This is a genomic window from Pseudomonas sp. Irchel s3f10 (assembly GCF_900187515.1).
GTDB classification, from domain to species: domain Bacteria; phylum Pseudomonadota; class Gammaproteobacteria; order Pseudomonadales; family Pseudomonadaceae; genus Aquipseudomonas; species Aquipseudomonas tensinigenes.
On record NZ_FYDZ01000017.1, the window covers coordinates 1 to 22,268 of the forward strand.

Annotated in this window: 22 protein-coding genes and 1 pseudogene; 14 read left to right on the forward strand and 9 right to left on the reverse strand. The window is 60.0% G+C overall.

Annotated elements, in window-relative coordinates; translation table 11 throughout:
* Positions 1-156: 156 nt before the first annotated feature.
* Complete coding sequence (locus CKW17_RS25575; RefSeq protein ID WP_095122511.1) at positions 157-1,197, reverse strand: low specificity L-threonine aldolase; 1,041 nt, start codon at positions 1,195-1,197, stop codon at positions 157-159.
* A 126-nt stretch (positions 1,198-1,323) separates the two neighbouring features.
* Here CKW17_RS25575 and CKW17_RS25580 point away from each other — a divergent pair, with 126 nt between their 5' ends.
* The 8 genes from CKW17_RS25580 (at position 1,324) to fdhA (ending at position 11,438) form a co-directional block, all read left to right on the forward strand.
* Complete coding sequence (locus CKW17_RS25580) at positions 1,324-2,034, forward strand: TraX family protein (RefSeq protein ID WP_095122513.1); 711 nt, start codon at positions 1,324-1,326, stop codon at positions 2,032-2,034.
* A gap of 272 nt (positions 2,035-2,306) precedes the next feature.
* Positions 2,307-3,560 (forward strand): serine hydroxymethyltransferase, encoded by a 1,254-nt coding sequence (locus CKW17_RS25585; protein ID WP_095122515.1) that lies wholly within the window; start codon positions 2,307-2,309, stop codon positions 3,558-3,560.
* Positions 3,561-3,580: 20 nt separating this feature from the next.
* Positions 3,581-4,831, forward strand: coding sequence for a sarcosine oxidase subunit beta (locus CKW17_RS25590; protein WP_034155011.1), 1,251 nt, complete (start codon positions 3,581-3,583; stop codon positions 4,829-4,831).
* Between the two features lie 14 nt (positions 4,832-4,845).
* Positions 4,846-5,175 (forward strand): sarcosine oxidase subunit delta, encoded by a 330-nt coding sequence (locus CKW17_RS25595; RefSeq protein ID WP_007913119.1) that lies wholly within the window; start codon positions 4,846-4,848, stop codon positions 5,173-5,175.
* On the forward strand, positions 5,172-8,189 hold the full coding sequence (locus CKW17_RS25600; protein ID WP_095122517.1) for a sarcosine oxidase subunit alpha: 3,018 nt from the start codon (positions 5,172-5,174) through the stop codon (positions 8,187-8,189). The genes CKW17_RS25595 and CKW17_RS25600 overlap by 4 nt, the downstream gene beginning before the upstream one ends.
* 132 nt (positions 8,190-8,321) lie before the next feature.
* The gene (locus CKW17_RS25605) at positions 8,322-8,954 is read left to right on the forward strand and encodes a sarcosine oxidase subunit gamma (protein ID WP_008086919.1); all 633 of its coding nucleotides are present in this window, start codon (positions 8,322-8,324) and stop codon (positions 8,952-8,954) included.
* Between the two features lie 223 nt (positions 8,955-9,177).
* Positions 9,178-10,035 carry a formyltetrahydrofolate deformylase gene (gene purU, locus CKW17_RS25610; RefSeq protein WP_008086918.1) on the forward strand — a complete coding sequence of 286 codons (858 nt, stop codon included), beginning with the start codon at positions 9,178-9,180 and terminating at the stop codon, positions 10,033-10,035.
* Positions 10,036-10,238: 203 nt separating this feature from the next.
* The gene (fdhA, locus tag CKW17_RS25615) at positions 10,239-11,438 is read left to right on the forward strand and encodes a formaldehyde dehydrogenase, glutathione-independent (protein ID WP_038363199.1); all 1,200 of its coding nucleotides are present in this window, start codon (positions 10,239-10,241) and stop codon (positions 11,436-11,438) included.
* A gap of 69 nt (positions 11,439-11,507) precedes the next feature.
* Here fdhA and CKW17_RS25620 read toward each other — a convergent pair whose 3' ends face one another.
* The gene (locus CKW17_RS25620) at positions 11,508-11,720 is read right to left on the reverse strand and encodes a cold-shock protein (protein WP_085646912.1); all 213 of its coding nucleotides are present in this window, start codon (positions 11,718-11,720) and stop codon (positions 11,508-11,510) included.
* A 37-nt stretch (positions 11,721-11,757) separates the two neighbouring features.
* The gene (locus CKW17_RS25625) at positions 11,758-11,982 is read right to left on the reverse strand and encodes a hypothetical protein (protein WP_095122519.1); all 225 of its coding nucleotides are present in this window, start codon (positions 11,980-11,982) and stop codon (positions 11,758-11,760) included.
* A 215-nt stretch (positions 11,983-12,197) separates the two neighbouring features.
* On the opposite strand from CKW17_RS25625, the pseudogene CKW17_RS30885 reads away from it, so the two are divergent.
* Positions 12,198-12,296, forward strand: a pseudogene (locus tag CKW17_RS30885) (hypothetical protein); the annotation flags it as partial.
* 254 nt (positions 12,297-12,550) lie between these two features.
* Here the strand turns inward: CKW17_RS30885 and CKW17_RS25630 are convergent.
* Positions 12,551-13,225 carry an anti-sigma factor domain-containing protein gene (locus CKW17_RS25630; RefSeq protein ID WP_095122521.1) on the reverse strand — a complete coding sequence of 225 codons (675 nt, stop codon included), beginning with the start codon at positions 13,223-13,225 and terminating at the stop codon, positions 12,551-12,553.
* Complete coding sequence (locus CKW17_RS25635) at positions 13,222-13,857, reverse strand: RNA polymerase sigma factor (RefSeq protein ID WP_095122523.1); 636 nt, start codon at positions 13,855-13,857, stop codon at positions 13,222-13,224. The genes CKW17_RS25630 and CKW17_RS25635 overlap by 4 nt, the downstream gene beginning before the upstream one ends.
* A gap of 150 nt (positions 13,858-14,007) precedes the next feature.
* On the opposite strand from CKW17_RS25635, the gene CKW17_RS25640 reads away from it, so the two are divergent.
* Entirely contained in the window at positions 14,008-14,565 is a 558-nt protein-coding gene (locus CKW17_RS25640) for a DUF2780 domain-containing protein (RefSeq protein ID WP_095112740.1), read from the forward strand.
* Position 14,566: 1 nt separating this feature from the next.
* On the opposite strand, the gene CKW17_RS25645 is transcribed toward CKW17_RS25640, so the two are convergent.
* A complete protein-coding gene (locus tag CKW17_RS25645; RefSeq protein ID WP_095122525.1) occupies positions 14,567-15,454 on the reverse strand; it encodes an acyltransferase in 888 nt (295 codons plus the stop codon).
* Between the two features lie 257 nt (positions 15,455-15,711).
* Between CKW17_RS25645 and CKW17_RS25650 the strand changes: the two genes are divergently transcribed.
* The 4 genes from CKW17_RS25650 to creD all read left to right on the forward strand — a co-directional run bounded on the left by CKW17_RS25650 (position 15,712) and on the right by creD (position 19,932).
* Positions 15,712-16,215: an ATP-dependent zinc protease gene (locus CKW17_RS25650; RefSeq protein WP_007909997.1), complete on the forward strand. Its 504-nt coding sequence runs from the start codon at positions 15,712-15,714 to the stop codon at positions 16,213-16,215.
* A gap of 72 nt (positions 16,216-16,287) precedes the next feature.
* On the forward strand, positions 16,288-16,968 hold the full coding sequence (gene creB / locus CKW17_RS25655; RefSeq protein ID WP_095122527.1) for a two-component system response regulator CreB: 681 nt from the start codon (positions 16,288-16,290) through the stop codon (positions 16,966-16,968).
* Complete coding sequence (gene creC / locus CKW17_RS25660) at positions 16,968-18,386, forward strand: two-component system sensor histidine kinase CreC (protein WP_095122529.1); 1,419 nt, start codon at positions 16,968-16,970, stop codon at positions 18,384-18,386. The genes creB and creC overlap by 1 nt, the downstream gene beginning before the upstream one ends.
* 175 nt (positions 18,387-18,561) lie before the next feature.
* Positions 18,562-19,932 carry a cell envelope integrity protein CreD gene (gene creD, locus CKW17_RS25665; RefSeq protein WP_095122531.1) on the forward strand — a complete coding sequence of 457 codons (1,371 nt, stop codon included), beginning with the start codon at positions 18,562-18,564 and terminating at the stop codon, positions 19,930-19,932.
* Between the two features lie 208 nt (positions 19,933-20,140).
* Here the strand turns inward: creD and CKW17_RS25675 are convergent, their stop codons facing one another.
* From CKW17_RS25675 to CKW17_RS25685, 3 genes are all read right to left on the reverse strand, one after another.
* Complete coding sequence (locus CKW17_RS25675; protein ID WP_095122534.1) at positions 20,141-20,770, reverse strand: glutathione S-transferase; 630 nt, start codon at positions 20,768-20,770, stop codon at positions 20,141-20,143.
* A 176-nt stretch (positions 20,771-20,946) separates the two neighbouring features.
* Positions 20,947-21,126: a hypothetical protein gene (locus CKW17_RS25680; protein WP_077574808.1), complete on the reverse strand. Its 180-nt coding sequence runs from the start codon at positions 21,124-21,126 to the stop codon at positions 20,947-20,949.
* Complete coding sequence (locus CKW17_RS25685; RefSeq protein WP_095122667.1) at positions 21,123-22,253, reverse strand: PepSY domain-containing protein; 1,131 nt, start codon at positions 22,251-22,253, stop codon at positions 21,123-21,125. Before CKW17_RS25685 ends, CKW17_RS25680 begins: the two co-directional genes overlap by 4 nt.
* Positions 22,254-22,268: the final 15 nt, after the last annotated feature.

Below are 22,268 nucleotides of genomic sequence, written 5' to 3' on the forward strand. Positions count from 1 at the left end.
TGCGCAAATCGGGTGCTGCTGAACATAGTCGAAAATCGAGTCTGAAAAACCTGATTATTGCTCAGGAAGCAGGCACAGCAAGGGGGAGCAAGCTCCCCCTTCAGTTTTTACCGGACACTAGTGACGCGGAGCGTGGGAACGATCAGTGCTGGGGGATCAGGCGGACATGACTTCGCGGATGTCGCGCGCCAGTTCGCGGACGCGTTCTTCTTCGGTGTCCCAGGAGCACATGAAGCGTGCGCCGCCCTTGCCGATGAAGGTGTAGAAGCGCCAGTTTTTCGCGGTCAGCGCGGCGATGGCCGGTTCCGACAGTTGCAGGAACACGCCGTTGGCCTGCACCGGGAACATCAGTTCGACGCCGGGAATGTCGCTGACCAGTTCCGCCAGCAATTGCGCGCAGTGGTTGGCGTGGCGGGCGTATTTGAGCCAGGCGTCGTTTTCGAGGATGCCGACCCACGGTGCCGAGAGGAAGCGCATTTTCGACGCCAGTTGCCCGGCCTGTTTGCAGCGGTAATCGAAGTCTTCCGCCAGTTTGTGGTTGAAGAACAGGATCGCTTCACCCACGGCCATGCCGTTTTTCGTGCCGCCGAAGCACAGCACATCAACGCCGGCCTTCCAGGTCAGATCCGCCGGCGAGCAGCCGAGGAATGCGCAGGCGTTGGAGAAGCGCGCGCCGTCCATGTGCAGGTGCAGGCCCAGCTCTTTGCAAGTCGCGCTGATGGCGCGGACTTCGTCCGGGGTGTAGACGCTGCCGACTTCAGTGGCTTGGGTCAGGGTGACCACACGCGGTTTCGGGTAGTGAATGTCCTGGCGCTTGAGCGCGACTTCGCGGATCGATTGCGGGGTGATCTTGCCGTTTTCAGTGCCGGCGATCAGCAGTTTCGAGCCGTTGGAGAAGAATTCCGGGGCGCCGCATTCATCGGTTTCGACGTGGGCGGTTTCCGAGCAGATCACGCTGTGGTAACTCTGGCACAGCGACGACAGGGCCAGCGAGTTGGCGGCGGTGCCGTTGAAGGCGAAGAACACTTCGCAGTCGGTTTCGAACAGGTTGCGGAAATGGTCGGCCGCGCGTGCGGTCCATTCATCGTCGCCATACGCGCGCTGGTGGCCGTGGTTGGCCTGTTCCATTGCAGCCCAGGCTTCAGGGCAGATACCGGAGTAGTTGTCGCTGGCGAATTGTTGGCTCTTGTCGGTCATGGCCGGCTTCCGTGGTCGAGACTCTTGTGAAGGCTCGTGGTCAATGAGGGTGCGCACTTTACCGAAGATCTTCCGGGGAGCACACGGGATGTCACGTTCAGGAAATTACCAGTTTGTAGGACGATTATGCACTTGAGCAAACGCGACGGCGCGCTGGATCTGCTCAAGTGGCTGGCGCTGCTGAGCATGTTGTTCGATCACCTGCGATATGTCGGGTTCTCCGCCGATTGGCTGTATGTGCCGGGGCGGCTGGCGTTTCCGTGGTTTTGTCTGGCGATGGCGGCGAATCTGGCGCGTGATGGTTCGCGGAGGATGGAGTGGCGCTATCTGGGCTGGTTGTTGCTGTTCAGCGCGGTCAGTGAGATTCCGTATCGGTTGTACATTCCAGAGCCGGATACGTTGAACGTGATGCCGACGTTGGCGTTGGGTTTGTTGGTGGCGCGGGGGTGGCAGAATCCAACGATCATGTCGCGATTGCTGGGTGTTGCTGCCCTGGTGTTGGCGATAGTTTTCCCGGAACGACTGATGTTCGGCTTCTTCGGGGTTCTGCTCCCGTTGGCGATGCTGTTGGTGTTTCGCCGGCCGTGGTACTTCAGCTTGATGTCGGGATTGGTATGCCTGGCAGCGAATCAGTGGCAAGTGCTTTACGACTCGGCAAGGTTCGGTAGCAGCGTCGCCATTCTTGGCATTGCCACCTGTCTGTTTGCGCCCATGCTCGGAATGTTCCTGTTGCGACATGCGCGACATCTTCAGCCACCGCCAATGCGGCGCTGGGCTTACGCCCTCTATCCCGCGCATTTTCTCCTGCTGCTCGCCGTCCGCCAGTTGATCGCATAACCCCTGTAGGAGTGAGCCTGCTCGCGATGGCGGTGTATCAGCCAACATTTGCTCAGCTGACCCACCGCTATCGCGAGCAGGCTCACTCCTACAGGGGATCTGTGCAGATTCAACAAGCCATTTCCAGCCATGTCGTAAACGCACCTTTGCGTGGCGCGCGCAGGCATTTGAGCTGTCTGCGCCGGTCATACCATCGGCATCAAAGGGCACTGCCTTCATTGCCAGTGCCTTACCGAGACGAATGGCGCACAGATGCCGCTGGGAGAGACGCGATGTTCAGCAAGCAAGACCAGATCCAGGGTTACGACGATGCACTGCTGGCGGCGATGAATGCCGAGGAGCAACGTCAGGAAGATCACATCGAGCTGATCGCGTCGGAGAACTACACCAGCAAACGCGTGATGCAAGCGCAAGGCAGCGGCCTGACCAACAAATACGCCGAAGGTTATCCGGGCAAGCGCTACTACGGTGGCTGCGAGCACGTCGATAAAGTCGAAGCGCTGGCCATCGAACGCGCCAAGCAACTGTTCGGCGCCGATTACGCCAACGTCCAGCCGCACTCCGGTTCTTCGGCCAACAGCGCCGTTTATCTGGCTTTGATCCAGCCGGGCGACACCATCCTCGGCATGAGCCTGGCCCACGGCGGTCACCTGACCCACGGCGCCAAAGTGTCGTCCTCGGGCAAGCTCTACAACGCCGTGCAATACGGCATCAACACCGACACCGGGCTGATCGATTATGACGAAGTCGAGCGTCTGGCCGTTGAATCCAAGCCGAAAATGATCGTCGCCGGTTTCTCCGCTTACTCGAAGACCCTGGACTTCCCGCGCTTCCGTCAGATCGCTGACAAAGTCGGCGCGCTGCTGTTTGTCGACATGGCCCACGTTGCCGGTCTGGTCGCTGCCGGTCTGTACCCGAACCCGCTGCCCTATGCCGACGTGGTCACCACCACCACGCACAAAACCCTGCGCGGTCCACGTGGCGGCTTGATCCTGGCCAAGTCCAACGAAGAGATCGAGAAAAAGCTCAACGCCGCGGTATTCCCGGGCGCTCAGGGCGGCCCGCTGATGCACGTCATCGCCGGTAAAGCCGTGTGCTTCAAGGAAGCGCTGGAGTCGGGCTTCAAGGCTTATCAGCAACAGGTGATCGACAACGCTCAGGCGATGGCCAGCGTGTTTATCAAACGTGGCTACGATGTAGTGTCCGGCGGCACCGACAACCACTTGTTCCTGGTCAGCCTGATCCGTCAGGGCCTGACCGGCAAAGACGCCGACGCCGCCCTTGGCCGCGCGCACATCACCGTCAACAAGAACGCCGTGCCGAACGACCCGCAATCGCCGTTCGTGACCTCGGGCCTGCGTATCGGCACCCCTGCGGTCACTACTCGCGGCTTCAAGGTGACCCAGTGCGAAGTGTTGGCCGGCTGGATCTGCGACATCCTCGACAACCTCGGTGATGCCGATGTCGAGGCCAATGTTGCCCAGCAAGTGTCGGCCTTGTGCGCAGACTTCCCGGTTTATCGCTGAGTGTTCTGGAGTAACTGACTATGCAACGCTATTCGGGCTTCGGCCTCTTCAAACACTCCCTCAGCCACCACGAAAACTGGCAGCGCATGTGGCGCACGCCGACGCCGAAGAAGGTCTACGACGTGGTCATCGTCGGCGGCGGCGGGCACGGTCTGGCGACGGCCTACTATCTGGCCAAAGAACACGGCATCACCAACGTCGCCGTGGTCGAGAAGGGCTGGCTGGGCGGCGGTAACACCGCGCGCAACACCACCATCGTGCGCTCCAACTACCTGTGGGACGAGTCGGCGCACCTCTACGAACACGCGATGAAATTGTGGGAAGGCCTGTCGCAGGATCTCAACTACAACGTGATGTTCTCCCAGCGTGGCGTCTACAACCTGTGCCACACCCTGCAGGACATTCGCGATTCCGAGCGTCGGGTCAGCGCCAACCGCCTCAATGGCGTCGATGGCGAACTGCTCAACGCCAAGCAAGTGGCTGACGAGATTCCGTACCTCGACTGCTCGAAAAACACCCGCTACCCAGTGTTGGGCGCCACCGTTCAGCGTCGCGGCGGCGTCGCCCGTCACGATGCCGTGGCCTGGGGCTTTGCCCGTGCCGCCGACGCCCTCGGCGTGGACTTGATCCAGCAGACCGAAGTGATCGGTTTCCGTAAGGAAAACGGCGTGTGCATCGGTGTCGAAACCAACAAGGGTTTCATTGGCGCCAAGCGCGTCGGTGTGGTCACGGCCGGTAACTCCGGGCACATGGCCAAACTTGCCGGTTTCCGTCTGCCGATCGAATCCCACCCGCTGCAAGCGCTGGTGTCCGAGCCGATCAAACCGATTATCGACAGCGTGATCATGTCCAACGCCGTACACGGTTACATCAGCCAGTCCGACAAGGGCGACCTGGTGATCGGCGCCGGTATCGACGGCTACAACGGCTACGGTCAGCGTGGTTCGTATCCGGTGATCGAGCACACCATTCAGGCCATCGTCGAGATGTTCCCGGTGCTGTCGCGCGTACGCATGAACCGCCAGTGGGGCGGCATCGTCGACACCACGCCGGACGCCTGCCCGATCATTTCGAAAACCCCGGTCCCGAACATGTTCTTCAACTGCGGTTGGGGCACCGGTGGCTTCAAGGCAACTCCTGGCTCGGGCAACGTGTTTGCCGCGAGTCTGGCCAAGGGTGAAATGCACCCGTTGGCCGCACCTTTCTCCATCGACCGTTTCCACAACGGTGCGTTGATCGATGAACACGGCGCTGCTGCGGTTGCCCACTAACAGGAGAAATCCCCATGTTGCATATCTTCTGTCCTCACTGCGGCGAACTGCGCTCCGAAGAGGAATTCCACGCATCCGGCCAGGCGCACATTCCGCGTCCACTGGATCCAGGCGCCTGCACCGACGAGGAGTGGGGCGACTACATGTTCTTCCGCGACAACCCACGCGGTCTGCACCACGAGCTGTGGGATCACGTTGCCGGTTGCCGTCAGTACTTCAACGTCACCCGCGACACCGTGACCTACGAGATTCTCGAAACCTACAAGATCGGCACCAAGCCGCAATTCACCGACAAGGCTGATTCGGCGAAAACAGCCACGACGGCGCTGGGAGAGAAGGTATGAGCCAGACCAATCGCCTGTCCAACGGTGGACGGATCGACCGCAACAAAGTGCTGAGCTTCACCTTCAACGGTCAGAGCTACAAAGGCTTCGAGGGTGACTCGCTGGCCGCCGCGCTGATCGCCAACGGCGTCGACATCATCGGCCGCAGCTTCAAGTATTCGCGTCCTCGCGGCATCTTCGCCGCCGGTGCCGAAGAGCCGAACGCGGTGCTGCAGATCGGTGCCACCGAAGCTACGCAGATCCCCAACGTGCGCGCCACGCAACAGGCGTTGTATCAAGGGCTGGTCGCGACCAGCACCAACGGCTGGCCGAGCGTCAACAACGACATGATGGGCATTCTCGGCAAGGTCGGCGGCAAGCTGATGCCGCCGGGTTTCTACTACAAAACCTTCATGTACCCGCAATCGTTCTGGATGACCTACGAGAAGTACATTCGCAAGGCTGCCGGTCTGGGCCGTTCGCCAACCGAAGTCGATCCGGACACCTACGATTACATGAACCAGCATTGCGACGTGCTGATCGTCGGCGCTGGCCCGGCCGGTCTCGCCGCTGCCCTGGCCGCGGCGCGCAGCGGTGCCCGAGTGATTCTGGCCGATGAGCAGGAAGAGTTCGGCGGCAGCCTGCTCGATTCCCGCGAAAGCCTCGACGGCAAACCGGCGATGGACTGGGTCGCCAGCGTCATCACGGAGCTGAAGAACACCCCGGACGTGCTGCTGTTGCCGCGCGCCACGGTCAACGGTTACCACGACCACAACTTCCTGACCATTCACGAACGTCTTACCGATCACCTCGGTGACCGCGCGCCAATCGGTCAGGTGCGCCAGCGCATTCACCGTGTCCGTGCCAAGCGTGTCGTGCTGGCGACCGGTGCTTGCGAGCGTCCGCTGGTTTACGGCAACAACGACGTGCCGGGCAACATGCTCGCCGGTGCGGTGTCGACTTACGTGCGTCGCTACGGCGTAGCGCCGGGCAAGAAGCTCGTTCTGTCGACCAATAACGATCATGCCTATCGCGTGGCACTGGATTGGCTCGATGCCAGTCTGCAAGTGGTGGCCATCGCCGATGCGCGCAGCAATCCGCGTGGTGCACTGGTGGAAGAAGCCCGTGCCAAAGGCATCCGCATCCTCACCGGCAGCGCCGTGATTGAAGCCCGTGGCAGCAAGCGCGTCACCGCTGCTCGCGTTGCTGCGATTGATGTCAAAGCGCACGCCGTGACCAGTCCTGGTGAGTGGCTCGACTGCGATGTGGTCGCCAGTTCCGGCGGCTACAGCCCGGTCGTTCACCTGGCTTCGCACCTCGGTGGCAAGCCGACCTGGCGTGAGGACATCCTCGGTTTCGTGCCGGGCGAAGCACCGCAGAAACGCGTGTGCGTCGGTGGCATCAACGGCGTCTACGGTCTCGGCGATTCGTTGGCTGACGGCTTCGAAGGTGGCGTGCGTGCTGCCGCTGAAGCCGGTTTCCAGACCGTCGAAGGCGTGCTGCCGAAAGCCCTGAGCCGTCACGAAGAACCGACGCTGGCGCTGTTCCAGGTGCCGCATGAAAAGAACACCGCACGGGCGCCGAAGCAATTCGTCGACCTGCAAAACGACGTGACCGCTGCGGCGATCGAACTGGCGACCCGCGAAGGTTTCGAGTCGGTCGAGCACGTCAAACGCTATACCGCGCTGGGCTTCGGCACCGATCAGGGCAAGCTCGGCAACGTCAACGGTCTGGCCATCGCCGCTCGCTCGCTGAACGTGACCATCCCGCAGATGGGCACCACGATGTTCCGCCCGAACTACACGCCGGTAACTTTCGGCGCCGTCGCCGGCCGTCACTGTGGGCACATCTTCGAACCGGTTCGTCATACCGCGCTGCATGCCTGGCATGTGAATAACGGTGCCGAGTTTGAAGACGTCGGTCAGTGGAAACGTCCTTGGTACTTCCCGAAAAACGGCGAAGACCTGCATGCCGCCGTCAAGCGTGAATGCAAAGCCGTGCGCGACAGCGTCGGCCTGCTAGACGCCTCGACCCTCGGCAAGATCGACATTCAAGGCCCGGATGCCCGCGAGTTCCTCAACCGCGTGTACACCAACGCCTGGACCAAACTCGACGTGGGCAAGGCCCGTTACGGCCTGATGTGCAAAGAAGACGGCATGGTCTTCGACGACGGTGTCACGGCGTGTCTGGCCGACAACCATTTCGTCATGACCACCACCACCGGCGGCGCGGCTCGCGTGCTGCAGTGGCTGGAGCTGTACCACCAGACCGAATGGCCGGACATGAAGGTTTACTTCACTTCCGTCACCGACCACTGGGCGACCATGACCCTGTCCGGTCCGAACAGCCGCAAGCTGCTCAGCGCCGTGACCGACATTGATCTGAGCAACGAAGCGTTCCCGTTCATGACCTGGAAAGAAGGTCAGGTCGGTGGCGTGCCGGCGCGGGTGTTCCGTATCTCGTTCACCGGTGAACTGTCGTACGAAGTCAACGTCCAGGCCGACTACGCGATGGGCGTGCTGGAGAAAATCGTCGAGGCCGGCAAGCAGTACAACCTGACGCCGTACGGCACTGAAACCATGCACGTGCTGCGTGCCGAGAAGGGCTTCATCATCGTTGGCCAGGACACTGACGGCTCGATGACCCCGGACGATCTGAACATGGGCTGGTGCGTCGGTCGCACCAAACCGTTCTCGTGGATCGGCCAGCGTGGGATGAACCGTGAAGATTGCGTGAAGGATCAGCGTAAGCAACTGGTCGGTCTGAAGCCGATCGATCCGAATGTCTGGCTGCCGGAAGGTGCGCAGTTGGTGTTCAACACCAAGCAGACGATTCCGATGACCATGGTCGGCCACGTGACCTCCAGCTATGCGCACAACTCCCTCGGTTATTCGTTTGCCATGGGTGTGGTCAAGGGCGGTCTGAAGCGCCTCGGTGAGCGGGTGTTTGCACCGCTGGCCGATGGCAGCGTGATTGAGGCGGAGATTGTTTCTTCGGTGTTCTTTGATCCGAAGGGTGATCGGCAGAACATCTGACACTGATCGTTCCCACGCTCTGCGTGGGAATGCATCCCGGGACGCTCTGCGTCCCAAGAGCGGACGCAGAGCGTCCATGGCGGCATTCCCACGCAGAGCGTGGGAACGATCAAGAATTCAGGAAGGTGTTTTATGACCACAGCCAATGTTTACCAACAACGCCCGACCACCGGCGCCAAGGCCGAGTCGTCGCTGCACCATGCCGACCTCGCCAGCCTGGTCGGCAAGGGTCGCAAGAACGCCGGCGTGATCGTGCGTGAAAAGAAACTCCTCGGCCACCTGACCATTCGCGGTGATGGCCACGATGCCGCGTTCGCCGCTGGCGTGCACAAAGCCTTGGGCATTGAACTGCCTGGCGCTCTGAGCGTCATCGTCAAAGGCGAAACCAGCCTGCAATGGATGGGCCCGGACGAGTGGCTGCTGATCGTGCCAAGCGGTGAAGAATTCGCCGCCGAACAGAAACTGCGTGAAGCGCTGGGCGATCTGCACATCGCGATCGTCAACGTCAGCGGCGGCCAACAAGTGCTCGAACTGAGCGGGCCGAACGTGCGTCAGGTGCTGATGAAGTCGACCAGCTATGACGTGCACCCGAATAATTTTCCGGTGGGTAAAGCGGTCGGCACGGTGTTCGCCAAATCGCAGTTGATGATTCGCCATACCGCTGAAGACACTTGGGAACTGCTGATTCGTCGTAGCTTTTCGGATTACTGGTGGTTGTGGTTGCAGGATGCATCGGCCGAATACGGGTTGAGCGTTCAGGCCTGAAAGATCAAAAGCTACCCCCTCACCCCAGCCCTCTCCCCCAGGGGGGAGAGGGGGAAAGGGAGCCGATCTTAGGTGTTTTTGTGATCTATATTCACCCGCGATATTTCAGGTCGGCGTAGCTCGAAACAACACCTCGGTCAGTCCCCTCTACCTCCGGGAGAGGGCTAGGGTGAGGGGCAAAATCCCCCAGACACCCCGCACAAAGAACAGGAGTCACCGCACCATGAGCCGCGCCCCAGACACATGGATTCTGACCGCCGACTGCCCCAGCGTCCTCGGCACGGTGGACGCGGTCACGCGTTTCCTGTTCGAGCAGGGTTGCTACGTCACCGAGCACCATTCGTTCGATGATCGCCTCTCCGGGCGTTTTTTCATTCGTGTGGAATTCCGCCAACCCGACGGTTTCGACGAACAATCCTTCCGCGCCGGTTTAGCCGAACGTGGTCAGGCCTTCGGCATGATCTTCGAACTGACCGCGCCGAACTACCGGCCAAAAGTGGTGATCATGGTCTCCAAGGCCGATCACTGCCTTAACGACTTGCTCTACCGCCAGCGCATCGGCCAGTTGTCGATGGACGTCGCGGCGGTGGTCTCCAACCACCCGGATCTGAAACCGCTGGCCGACTGGCACCAGATTCCCTACTACCATTTCCCCCTCGACCCCAACGACAAGCCGTCGCAGGAGCGTCAGGTGTGGCAGGTGATCGAAGAGTCCGGCGCCGAACTGGTGATCCTTGCCCGCTACATGCAGGTGCTGTCGCCGGAGCTGTGCCGCAAGCTCGATGGCAAGGCGATCAACATTCATCACTCGCTGCTGCCGGGCTTCAAGGGCGCCAAGCCGTATCACCAGGCTTACAACAAAGGCGTGAAGCTGGTCGGCGCGACGGCGCATTACATCAACAACGACCTCGATGAAGGGCCGATCATTGCCCAGGGCGTCGAGGCGGTGGATCACAGTCATTACCCCGAGGATCTGATTGCCAAGGGGCGCGATATTGAAGGCCTGACCTTGGCGCGGGCGGTTGGGTATCACATTGAGAGACGGGTGTTTTTGAACGCCAATAGAACCGTCGTTCTCTAGAGCGCTTTCGCGAGCAGGCTCGCTCCCACAGGGATTTGTGTTGAAACACAGGTCTCTGTCACACCAAAGATCAACTGTGGGAGCGAGCCTGCTCGCGAAGGGGCCATAACTGACAACGCAAGACCAACAAGCACTACCCGAGCATTCAACGCGCTGCCTGCCTGGGCAACGCGGTTCCATAAAAACAACAGCGAGGTGAAAGCATGTCTGGCAATCGTGGTGTGGTGTATCTCGGCGCTGGCAAGGTCGAAGTACAGAAAATCGACTATCCGAAAATGCAGGACCCGCGCGGTCGCAAGATCGAGCACGGGGTCATTCTCAAAGTGGTGTCCACCAACATCTGCGGCTCCGACCAGCACATGGTGCGCGGCCGTACCACGGCGCAGACCGGTCTGGTGCTGGGTCACGAGATCACCGGCGAGGTGATCGAAAAAGGCTCCGACGTCGAAAACCTGAAAATCGGTGACCTGGTCTCCGTACCGTTCAACGTGGCTTGCGGGCGCTGCCGTTCCTGCAAAGAGCAACACACCGGCGTCTGCCTGACCGTCAACCCGGCCCGTGCCGGCGGCGCATACGGCTACGTCGACATGGGCGACTGGACCGGTGGCCAAGCCGAATACGTGCTGGTGCCGTACGCCGACTTCAACCTGCTGAAACTGCCGGACCGCGACAAGGCCATGGAGAAAATCCGCGACCTGACCTGCCTCTCCGACATCCTCCCAACCGGTTACCACGGTGCCGTGACGGCAGGCGTTGGCCCGGGCAGCACCGTTTACATCGCGGGCGCTGGCCCGGTCGGCCTGGCCGCCGCTGCCTCTGCGCGTTTACTCGGTGCGGCGGTGGTGATCATCGGCGACGTCAACACCATCCGCCTGGCTCACGCCAAATCCCAGGGTTTTGAAATCGTCGACCTGTCCAAGGACACCCCGCTGCACGAACAGATCGCCGCACTGCTCGGCGAGCCGGAAGTGGATTGCGCGGTGGACTGCGTCGGCTTCGAAGCACGCGGCCACGGCCACGACGGCGTGAAAGCCGAAGCTCCCGCCACCGTGCTCAACTCACTGATGGGCGTGGTGCGTGTCGCCGGCAAGATCGGTATTCCGGGCCTGTACGTCACTGAAGATCCGGGCGCCGTGGATGCCGCCGCGAAAATGGGCAGCCTGAGCATTCGCTTCGGTCTGGGTTGGGCCAAGTCGCACAGCTTCCACACCGGCCAGACCCCAGTGATGAAGTACAACCGCCAACTGATGCAGGCGATCATGTGGGATCGCATCAACATCGCCGAAGTGGTGGGCGTGCAGGTGATCAGCCTCGATCAGGCGCCGGAAGGTTACGGTGAGTTCGATGCGGGCGTGCCGAAGAAGTTTGTGATTGATCCGCATAAGTTGTTCAGTGCGGCGTAAGGTTTTACGCAATAGAAAACGGCGCCATTGAGGCGCCGTTTTTCATGGGGCGGGAATTTCCTTCCGCTTTTACTCAATTTCAACTTCTTCTGCTTGCATTCCTTTCTGCCCTTTAGCAGCAATGTAACTAACGGATTGTCCTTCCTTCAAACTCTTGAACCCATCAGCCTTGATTGCTTTGAAATGAACGAAGAGGTCATCGCCGCCATTCTTCGGCGTGATGAAACCAAACCCCTTTTCATCGTTGAACCACTTGACCGTGCCACTCTCTCTACCTGCCATGTCTTTGCTTCCCGTTCCGATTGATTGGTGAAAACATTTACAAAACAACAGAAGAATGAGGATGTTTGAGAAAGTCCTCGTCCTGAGCCAGTTTTATATCGACTGCGTAATATTGACTGTTATCGCCCCGCACAAGGTCATAAGTAACCTTCTGCCCCGCTTTGATGTGTTTGATGATCGGATCGTCCGGGCTGATGCAAAAGATGATCGGCGGGACATCTGATTCGAGCAGTTGATCGCGCGGACTGAGTTGCTTCTCCATCACTGTATCTCCCGTTGAATGACCGTTAATTGCACCTCGCTTTCTTCGAACAATTGACACGCCAGCAGCTTATTCCAGCCTGGATCGCTAGACACCTGTCAGATGTGACAGGTGTCTAGTTCTTTTTGAAATATTGATTTGCATGACAAGCAATTAACGACCTAAAAAAGACCGCAGCCTTCTGTAGCTTCGCGGGTACAAGGTCTTGCGGGGAGGTCAGCCTCGATCAGGCGCCGGAAGGGTACGGCGAGTTCGAAGCGGGTGTGCCGAAGAAGTTCGTGATTGATCCGCATAAGTTGTTCAGTGCGGCGTAAGGCTTAAGCGCAATATAAAACGGCTCCCTCAGGGGCGCCGTTTTTTGTTGGAAGACAAGGTCAAAAGCGACCCTCACCCCAGCCCTCTCCCGGAGGGAGAGGGGGCCGACCGAGGTGTCTTGCGTCGTACATCGACCTGAAAGATCGAGTCGACTATGGATTCAACGCAAGTCTTTCACGTCGGCGTATTACGTCAATATCCCACGGTCAGTCCCCTCTCCCTCTGGGAGAGGGCTAGGGTGAGGGGCTTTGCTTTACAGCGTCGCCAAGGCCCCTTGATATAGCACCGGACCTGTTGGCTGCCCGGTCGGCGAACCACCTTTCGGCTCAAGACTGACCGCCAGCGCAATCGGTTTACCGATCAAGGCTTTCTGCGCTTCGTTCAACTCAACCTTGCCTTTGCCCCCCGCCGGAATGATCCCAAGCGAGATCGGTTTGCCGTCAGCAGGAATCGCCCACAATTCCAGGCTGCGATCCGCATCAACGGCCGCCAATGTCAGCGGCTCGACTTGCAGATAATCCGCATGTGCCTCGACCTTCAGCGCCGGTTGCGCATCGGCGGTCAGCAGGGTGGCGCGGTAGCGGGCGTCGTCACGGTTGTACAGCGAGCCGAGGAACACCAGCACGGCGATGGAACAGATGGCTGCCGTGAGTCGTAGCCAGTTCCAGAATGGTCGTTTCTCAGGGACATGCAGCACCTGCGGTTCGATTCGCGCGGTGATGCCTTGCCAGACGCGGTCGGGCACTGGATGGTCGGGCAGGGATTCGGTGAGATTCACCAGTGCTTCCTGCCATTGCGCCACTTCAGCTCGCAACACAGCGTCGTCCAGCAGCAATTGTTCAAACCGCCGCCGCGCTGGCGCAGACATCAGGCCGATAGCGTAATCGGCAGCCAGGGCGCGGCGCAGGGCAGGGGTCTGGTAATTCATGATTCAAGGCACCGACGCAGACGTTCCATGCCACGGCGGATCCACGATTTCACCGTGCCCAGCGGCGTGGCCAGGTGTTCGGCGAGTTCCGTGCACGACAATCCCTGAAAGTACGCCACGGTGATCGACTGGCGCTGCCTGCCGTCGAGGGTTTCAAGGCAGCGGTTCAGCGCGTGAGCTTCGCGGGCGCTGTTCAACTGATCATGAGCCGAAGGTCCTTCGTCCGGCAGCGCATCTTGTTCGAGGTCTGTTAGCGGTCGGTCGCGGTGTTTGCGCAACTGATCGATGGCCTGATTGCGGGTGATGTTGATCATCCAGGTCAGCGGTGCCGACAGGTGCGCTTCGTAGCGCGAGGCGTTGTTCCAGATGCGCACGAAACTTTCCTGCAGCACTTCCTCGGCCAGATCAGTGCGGCCCATAAAACGTAGGGCCACGCCATGCAGACGCGGGCCAACGCTACGATAGAGCGTTTCGAAGGCGCGACGATCACCCAGTGAACACTGGGCCAACAACTGTCGCAGCTGATCGGTGTCGGCGATGGAAATGACGACTCTCCAGGCAAAGGTAGAGCGACGAGGGCTGGGCTCGGACTGTTCACAGGCTAGTTCAGTGATAGCGGTTGTGCCATTCATCGCGAGGGTGTCCGGGATTTCACGTTTTATATACGCAGGCCGGATGAAAATGGATGCGCCGCGCCGGAACATGCCGGCGGATACCCGGTCAAACCGGCAGTTTCACTGCCCGTTCAGCGGGTGGTTTTCACAGCGCAAGAGGATGTCTGAATGAAGATTTCACGCGGTTTTGCCTTGGCATCGCTCCTGACCCTGGCCGCCGGGCCGGTGTTTGCCGGTTTCAGTCTTAATGACGTCGCTGGTGCGGTTTCGGGGATGCAGGGCGGTGACAAAGCGGCCGCTGCAGCGCCGACCTCGGAAACCGCCGGTTTGCTCAGTGCCCTCAGTGCGCTGGATGTCACGCCGGAGCAAGCCGTTGGCGGTACTAGCGCGATGCTCGGGCTGGCCAAGAATCAGTTGAGCAGTACCGATTATTCGCAGTTGGCCAAGGAAGTGCCGGGCATCGACAAATTGTCCGGTGGCAGCGGCAATCTGGCGGCGTTGGGGGCTTTGCTCGGTTCGTCCGGCAAGTCCGCCGGGCTTGAGAATGCGCTGGGCAACGTCAAGGACACCAATGACCTGAACAATGCCTTCAGCGCATTGGGCATGGACAGCGGCATGATCGGCCAGTTTGCCCCTGTGCTGTTGCAATACCTCGGTCAGCAGGGCGTCGGCGGTTCGCTGCTGAGCAGCCTGGGCAGCATCTGGGGCGCCGGCACCGGTAGCTGATTCAGCCGCGCTCGCCGCGCAGTTCGGCGATGCGCTGATCCTTCTCGTTCCAGAGCTGGTTGACCCAGCTCTGGACCGTCTGGCGAAACGCCGGATCATTCTCGTAATCACCCTGCCACAGCGCCGGGTCGAGTTCGCGGGTCTTGATGTCGATGATCACGCGCGGCACGTTGCCGCTGATCAGATCCCAGAATCCGGGGATGTTCGCCTGTGGATAAACCACCGTCACATCGAGAATCGCATCCAGCTGTTCACCCATCGCCGCCAAGACAAACGCCACGCCGCCGGCCTTGGGCTTGAGCAAGTGGCTGAACGGTGATTGCTGCTGCGCGCTTTTCGCGGCGGTGTAGCGTGTGCCTTCCAGATAATTGACCACGGTCACCGGCTGACGCTTGAACAGCTCGCAGGCCGCTTTGGTGATCTCCAGATCCTTGCCCGCCAGCTCCGGGTGCTTCGCCAGAAAGGCCTTGGTGTAGCGCTTCATGAACGGGTAATCCAGCGCCCACCACGCCAGCCCCAGAAACGGTACCCAGATCAGCTCTTTCTTGAGGAAGAATTTGAAGAACGGCGTGCGCCGGTTGAGGGTCTGGATCAGCGCCGGAATATCCACCCACGACTGGTGGTTGCTGACCACCAGATACGAGGTGTCGCCGCGCAAGTCTTCGCCACCGCGAATGTCCCATTGGGTGGGGATACACAGGCGGAAAATCAGCTTGTCGATCTCGGCCCAGGTCTCGGCAATCCACATCACCGCCCCCGACGCGTAATCGCGCCAGCGGCCTGGTGCGATCAGTTTGAGCAGGGCAAAGACCAGCAACGGCCCGATCAGGATCAGGGTGTTGAGCAACAGCAGCAGGGTGACGAAACAGCCGGTGAGCAGGCGGCGCATAAGCAACTCTTTGCAAACGGATGGGCGCGCCATGATAAGCAGCTTCGCGCGGCAGGCCAAATCGCTGGTGACGAATGTTTCACTTTCGTCGCGTTAACCTGATCGTTCCCACGCTCTGCGTGGTAACGCCGCCCGGGACGCTCCGCGTCCCTGTGACGCAAAGCGTCACTGGATGCATGCCCACGCAGAGCGTGGGAACGATCAAGCGCGCAACGGTCTAAAATCCCGTTGCCCAACCTCTCAAGGAAGCCCCTTACGTGAAATCCCTCCTTGCACTGTTTGCCCTCGTCGCCCTGCCGGTCATGGCCGCCGAGCCGACCCTGTACGGGCGCTACGAATACATTGCGCTGCCGGAAATCGGCGGTGAAGTGCTCAAGGCCAAGATGGACACCGGCGCACTGACTGCTTCGCTGTCGGCCAAAGACATTGAAACCTTCACCCGCGATGGCGATGAATGGGTGCGTTTCCGCCTCGGCACCAAAGACGCCAGCAACAAGGTCTACGAACACAAGGTCGCGCGGATCAGCAAGATCAAGAGCCGCTCGGACGAAGAGGACGAGGGCGAAAGCACCGAAGTCGCCAAGCGCCCGGTGGTCGATCTGGAGCTGTGCCTGGGCAACGTCAAGCGTACCGTCGAGGTCAACCTGACCGACCGCAGCAACTTCAACTACCCGCTGTTGATCGGTGCCAAGGCCTTGCGTGAATTCGGCGCGGCAGTGAACCCGGCGCGGCGCTTCACGGCCGACAAGCCGGACTGCTGAGCCAAGTGGTCTCATTGACGTAACGTCAGGCTTGGGGCACCGTTCGCGCACTTAACCACGGGCTCGGACGCCATGCCTCATATCCTGATTGTCGAAGACGAAGCGGCAATTGCCGACACGCTGATTTTTGCCTTGCAGGGCGAAGGCTTCACCACCACGTGGTTGAGCCTCGGCGCGGCGGCGCTGGAGCATCAGCGGCAGACCCCGGCCGATCTGATCATCCTCGACATCGGCCTGCCGGACATCAGCGGTTTTGAGACCTGCAAGCAACTGCGGCGCTTCAGCGAGGTGCCGGTGCTGTTCCTCAGCGCCCGCGATGCCGAGATCGATCGTGTGGTCGGGCTGGAAATTGGTGCCGACGACTACGTGGTCAAGCCGTTCAGCCCTCGAGAGGTGGCGGCGCGAGTGAAGGCAATCCTTAAACGCATGGCGCCGCGTCCTGCGATTGAAGCCACTTCAGCGCTATTTAGAATCGATCCGGAGCGGATTCAAATCATTTATCGCGGCCAGACGTTGACCCTGACCCGCCACGAATTCCGCCTGCTGCAATGCCTGCTCGAACAACCCGAGCGGGTGTTCAGTCGTGAGCAATTGCTTGATGCGCTAGGCGTAGCGGCCGACGCCGGCTACGAGCGCAGCATCGACAGTCATATCAAAAGCGTGCGCGCCAAGTTGCGTCTGGTGCGCGCCGACGCCGAGCCGATCCAGACCCATCGCGGCCTCGGTTACAGCTACAGCCCGGGGCACAGCTGATGTCGCTGGGGCTGCGGATCTTTCTGGTGTACGTGCTGTTTGTCGGCCTCACCGGTTATTTCGTGCTCAACACGGTGATGGAAGAAATCCGCCCAGGCGTGCGCCAGTCCACCGAAGAAACCCTGGTCGATACCGCCAACCTGATGGCGGAAATCCTGCGCGATGATTTCAAGGCCGGCACCCTTAGCGAGAACCGCTGGCCTGAATTGCTGCGCGCGTATGGTGATCGTCAGCCGCAAGCGACGATCTGGGGCTTGCCGAAAAATCAGGTCAACCACCGTATCTACGTGACTGACGCCAAGGGCATTGTGGTGCTCGATTCCAGTGGTGTCGCGATCGGTCAGGATTACTCGCGCTGGAACGACGTTTACCTGACCCTGCGTGGCGAGTACGGTGCGCGCTCCAGTCGCAGCGATCCGGATGACCCGGCATCTTCAGTCATGCACGTTGGCGCGCCGATCCGCGACAACGGGCAGATTATCGGCGTGGTCACCGTGGCCAAACCCAATAGCTCTTTACAGCCTTACGTGGATCGTACCGAGCGGCGCTTGCTGTTTTACGGCGCCGGGTTGATCGGCCTCGGTTTGTTGTTCGGTGCGTTGCTGTCGTGGTGGCTGAGCCGCGCGCTGCATCGCTTGACCGGTTATGCCCAGGCCGTGAGCGAAGGGCGGCGGGTGGAAGTGCCGCACTATCGCGGCGGTGAGCTGGAGCAACTGGCCACAGCGGTTGAGCAGATGCGCACACAGCTGGAGGGCAAGGCGTACGTTGAGCGCTACGTGCATACGTTGACCCATGAATTGAAAAGTCCGCTGGCGGCGATTCGTGGCGCGGCGGAGTTGCTGCAAGGCGACATGCCGCCGGTTCAGCGGCTGCGCTTTGTCGGCAACATCGACAGCGAAAGTGCGCGGATGCAGCAGTTGATCGAACGGTTGTTGAATCTGGCACAAGTGGAACAACGTCAGGGCCTTGAAGAGCGGGTTGCTGTGCCGTTGGCGGCGCTGGTTGATCAGTTGTTGCAGGGGCAGGCAGCGCGGATTGAAGGCAAACAGTTGCGCATCGAACAGGCGATTGCGCCGGATCTGCTGTTGATTGGCGAGCCGTTTCTGTTGCGTCAGGCGTTGGGTAATTTGCTGGAGAATGCGCTGGATTTCACCCCGGTTGAGGGGCTTCTGCGGTTCAGTGCCGAGCGTCGGGATGAGCAGATTGAACTGCGTCTGTTCAATGAAACCGCGCCGATTCCCGATTACGCCTTGCCGCGATTGACCGAGCGCTTCTACTCATTGCCGCGCCCGGACAGTGGGCGAAAAAGTACGGGGTTGGGGCTTAACTTCGTTGAAGAGGTGGTCAAGTTACATGGTGGGACGATGCAGATTCGTAATGTTGAAAACGGTGTTGAGGTGACATTGCGTTTGTCTTGATACCGAGTTGCGGCCATCGCGAGCAGGCTCACTCCTACAGGGGAACGCATTCCAAATGTAGGAGTGAGCCTGCTCGCGATAGGGCCGGTGAATTCCCCACACAATCTCCATATTCCCCCCACATTCCCCTCATACAGCACCAGCAGACTCTGCCCATCCAAATAGGGAGAGTCCCATGAACAAGAATCTGACCATCAAGCTCGGCGCCATCGCCGTGCTGATCCTGCTGTTGCTGATCCCGCTGCTGATGATCGACGGCGTCATCGACGACCGCCAGCAACTGCGCGACGGCGTGCTCGAAGACATTGCCCGCAGTTCCAGCTACAGCCAGCAACTCAGCGGGCCGGTAATGGTGGTGCCGTATCGCAAAGTTATTCACAACTGGAAAACCAACGACAAGACCAACCAGCGCTACGACGAGCCGAGCGAAGAGCGCGGCCGCTTGTACTTCCTGCCGGAGCGTTTTGAACTCGACGGCCAGGTGCAAACCGAGCTGCGTGCACGGGGTATTTATGAGGCGCGGCTGTTCCACGCCGATAACCGTGTCAACGGCCATTTCTCGTTGCCGGCGCAGCTGGGCATCAAAGAAGACTTTAGCGACTACCAGTTAGATGCACCGTTTCTCGCGGTCGGTATCAGCGACATTCGCGGCATCGAAAATGCGCTGAAACTGGAACTGGACGGTCAGCGTCTGGACTTCGTGCCGGGCACTCAAGTCGGCTGGCTCGGTGAAGGCGTACGGGTAACGCTGCCGCTGCTCGACACCAGTAAAACCACGGAACTGAGCTTCGGCTTCGACCTGCGTCTGCAAGGCACCGGTTCATTGCAGGTGCTGCCGGTGGGCAAGAGCAGCAGCGTCAGTCTCACAGCCAACTGGCCACACCCGAGTTTCATCGGCAATTTCCTGCCGGCCAAGCGTGAGATCAACGATCAGGGTTTCAGCGCCGATTGGCAGACCACGTTCTTCTCCACCAACCTGCAAGACGCCATGAGTCGTTGCGTCAGCAGCAATGATTGCGAGGCATTCAACGGCCGCAGCTTTGGCGTGAGCTTCATCGATCCGGTAGATCAATATTTGAAGAGTGACCGGGCGATCAAATACGCGTTGCTGTTCATCGTCCTGACGTTCGCTGGTTTCTTCCTCTTCGAAGTACTCAAAAGCCTGGCGGTGCACCCGGTGCAATACGCACTGGTGGGTGTGGCGCTGGCGTTCTTTTATCTGTTGTTGCTGTCGCTTTCTGAGCACATTGGTTTTGCCTTGGCGTATCTGTTGTCGGCCAGCGGTTGTGTGTTGTTGATCGGGTTTTATGTCTGCCACGTGCTACGCAGTGTGCGTCACGGCTTGAGCTTTTCGGCGGGGCTGGCGGCGTTGTATGGCCTGCTCTATGGCTTGCTGAGCGCTGAGGATTACGCGTTGTTGATGGGCTCGTTGTTGCTGTTCGGTCTGCTCGGTGTGTTCATGGTGCTGACGCGCAAACTGGATTGGTACGGGATCGGGCAGAAACCGGCGAAGCCGTTGGAGTTTGATGTAGGGGCGATGCAATGAGCCGGTCGCTGGGATTGCGTGAGGATCAGTGCTGGAAGGATGAGCTGGTGACGCGGATTATCGGGTATTTGCCTGTGGAACCGAGGTGGTGCATTCGCGAGCAGGCTCGCTCCCACAGGATGGGTGTTGGCACAGAGATTTCTGCCATACCCAAAAACAATGTGGGAGCGAGCCTGCTCGCGAAGAGGCCGGAACAGGCTCCGCCGATTTAAGGCTTGGGCATGGTGGAGATCATGGACGGTCGCTGACTCACTTCAAAAAACCAGTTGGCCAGTTGCGGGTTGGCCTCACGCCAACCCAGGTCCGGGAAGCGCAGATCGAGATAACCCAACGCACACGCGACGCTGATGGCGGCCACGTCGAAATGGCTGGTCAGCTCGGCAATCGCATCTTTTTCCAACACAGAGAGGGCGCGGCGGATCTTGTCGCGCTGGGCATCGAGCCATTCTTCCCAATGTTTTTCCGGAGCACGCAGGACCATTTCATAACGCACCATCACCGACGCATCCATGATCCCGTCGGCCATCGAGGCCAGGGTCAGACGCCGCCAGCGCGCCGCGCCTTCGCGTGGAATCAGCGGGTTGCCAACGTGTTGTTGATCGAGGTATTCGAGAATGACGCGGCTGTCATGGATGACATTGCCGTCGGCCAGACGCAGGGCGGGAATCTTGCCCAGCGGGTTGTCGACATTGAGCTCGGCGCTCGGACTGACCGGGCTGAGCACGCAGTCTTGCAAGGCGACGCGATCCTGCTGGCCGGTTTCGTGCAGCAACACCATCACTTTGCGTACGAACGGGGAGAGGGTGTTGTGGTACAGGGTCATGCTGGGGGCGGACATTGGCAGGGTCTCGATCAGGACAGTGAGGGGGCAGCATAGCCTGTCAGTGCACGAGCTCAAGCCTTGCGCCGATCCAAATGTAGGAGTGAGCCTGCTCGCGATAGCGTAATAACATTCAACAACTATGTTGACTGACCCGCAGCCATCGCGAGCAGGCTCACTCCTACAAAGGTTTTTCAGCTTCGCTGCAGCAATCCTCTTATGGCCAAAAATGCCGGAACACCCAGCCCAACCCAGCTCAACGCATCCCAAATCCCATCCCCCAGCAACGCCGCAAACAACCCTGCCGCACTGAGCAACGCAATCACGATCGGCGTGCTGAACACCTTCCAGAAATTCGACTGACGCGGCTTCATGTAGACGCCTCCGCCGTTTCCAGCACAGGCTTCGCCGCTTTGCGCCGCACCACCCACAGATACACGCCGCTGCCGAGCACGATGATCGTCAGCACATCGAGGGTGGCCCAGAGGATTTTCATTGGCATGCCGCCGTAGTCACCGAAGTGCAGCGGCTGCGACATGCCCATGGCGTCCATGTACCACGGCCGTTCGGCCACCGCAGTGACCTGCAGCGTGGTCGCATCGATCAGCACCGGGGTCAGCAGATGCGAAGTCAGGTGCGTACCGCCCTTCATGAACACCGAGTAATGGTGCTCACTGGAAAAGCGTGTTCCGGGAAAGGCAATGAAGTCTGGTTTCATCTCCGGCGCAACTTCAGCAGCGATGTCGAGCAAACGCGTGGCCGGCGCCAGGTGCGTCAGCGGTGGCGCATCGCGGTACGGTTCGATCAGCGCAGTCAGTGCTTCATTGCGCCACGCCGCGATCAACAAGTCGGCGCAGGCGCTGATCACACCGGTCACGCCGACCACCAGCGCCCAGGTCAGGGTGACTACGCCGATCAGGTTATGCAGGTCGAGCCAGCGCAACCTTGTGGATTTGTCCTGACGCACCGTGCCGAACTTCAAGCGGCGCATGAACGGCAAATACAGCACCGTCCCGGACACGATGGCCACGACAAACAGCAGCCCCATGAACGCCAGCAGCAACTTGCCCGGCAGCCCGGCAAACATGTCGACATGCAGGCGCAGGATAAACAGCATCAAGCCGCCGTTGGCCGACGGAGTTTCCAGCGCTTCACCGGTACGTGCGTCGAGCATGAAGGTGTGCGAGGAGTTCGGTTCGGTGCCGGCGGTTTTCGCCATGATCGCGAACGCCGCGTTCGGGTCTTCATCGTCATAGCCGAAGTACTGCATGACTTCGCCCGGTCGATGTTTCTGCGCGGCATCCACCAGTTGCTGCAGATTGAGCTGCGGCGTGTCGGCCGGCATCTCCTGCAGCTCCGGCGCGTTGCCCAGCAAATGGTCGATTTCATGGCTGAAAATCAACGGCAGACCGGTCAATGCCAGCATCAGCAAAAACACGGTGCAGATCAGGCTGGTCCAGGTATGAACAAACGACCAGCGGCGGATTGTTTTACTTTTCATTTCATGACCTTCAAA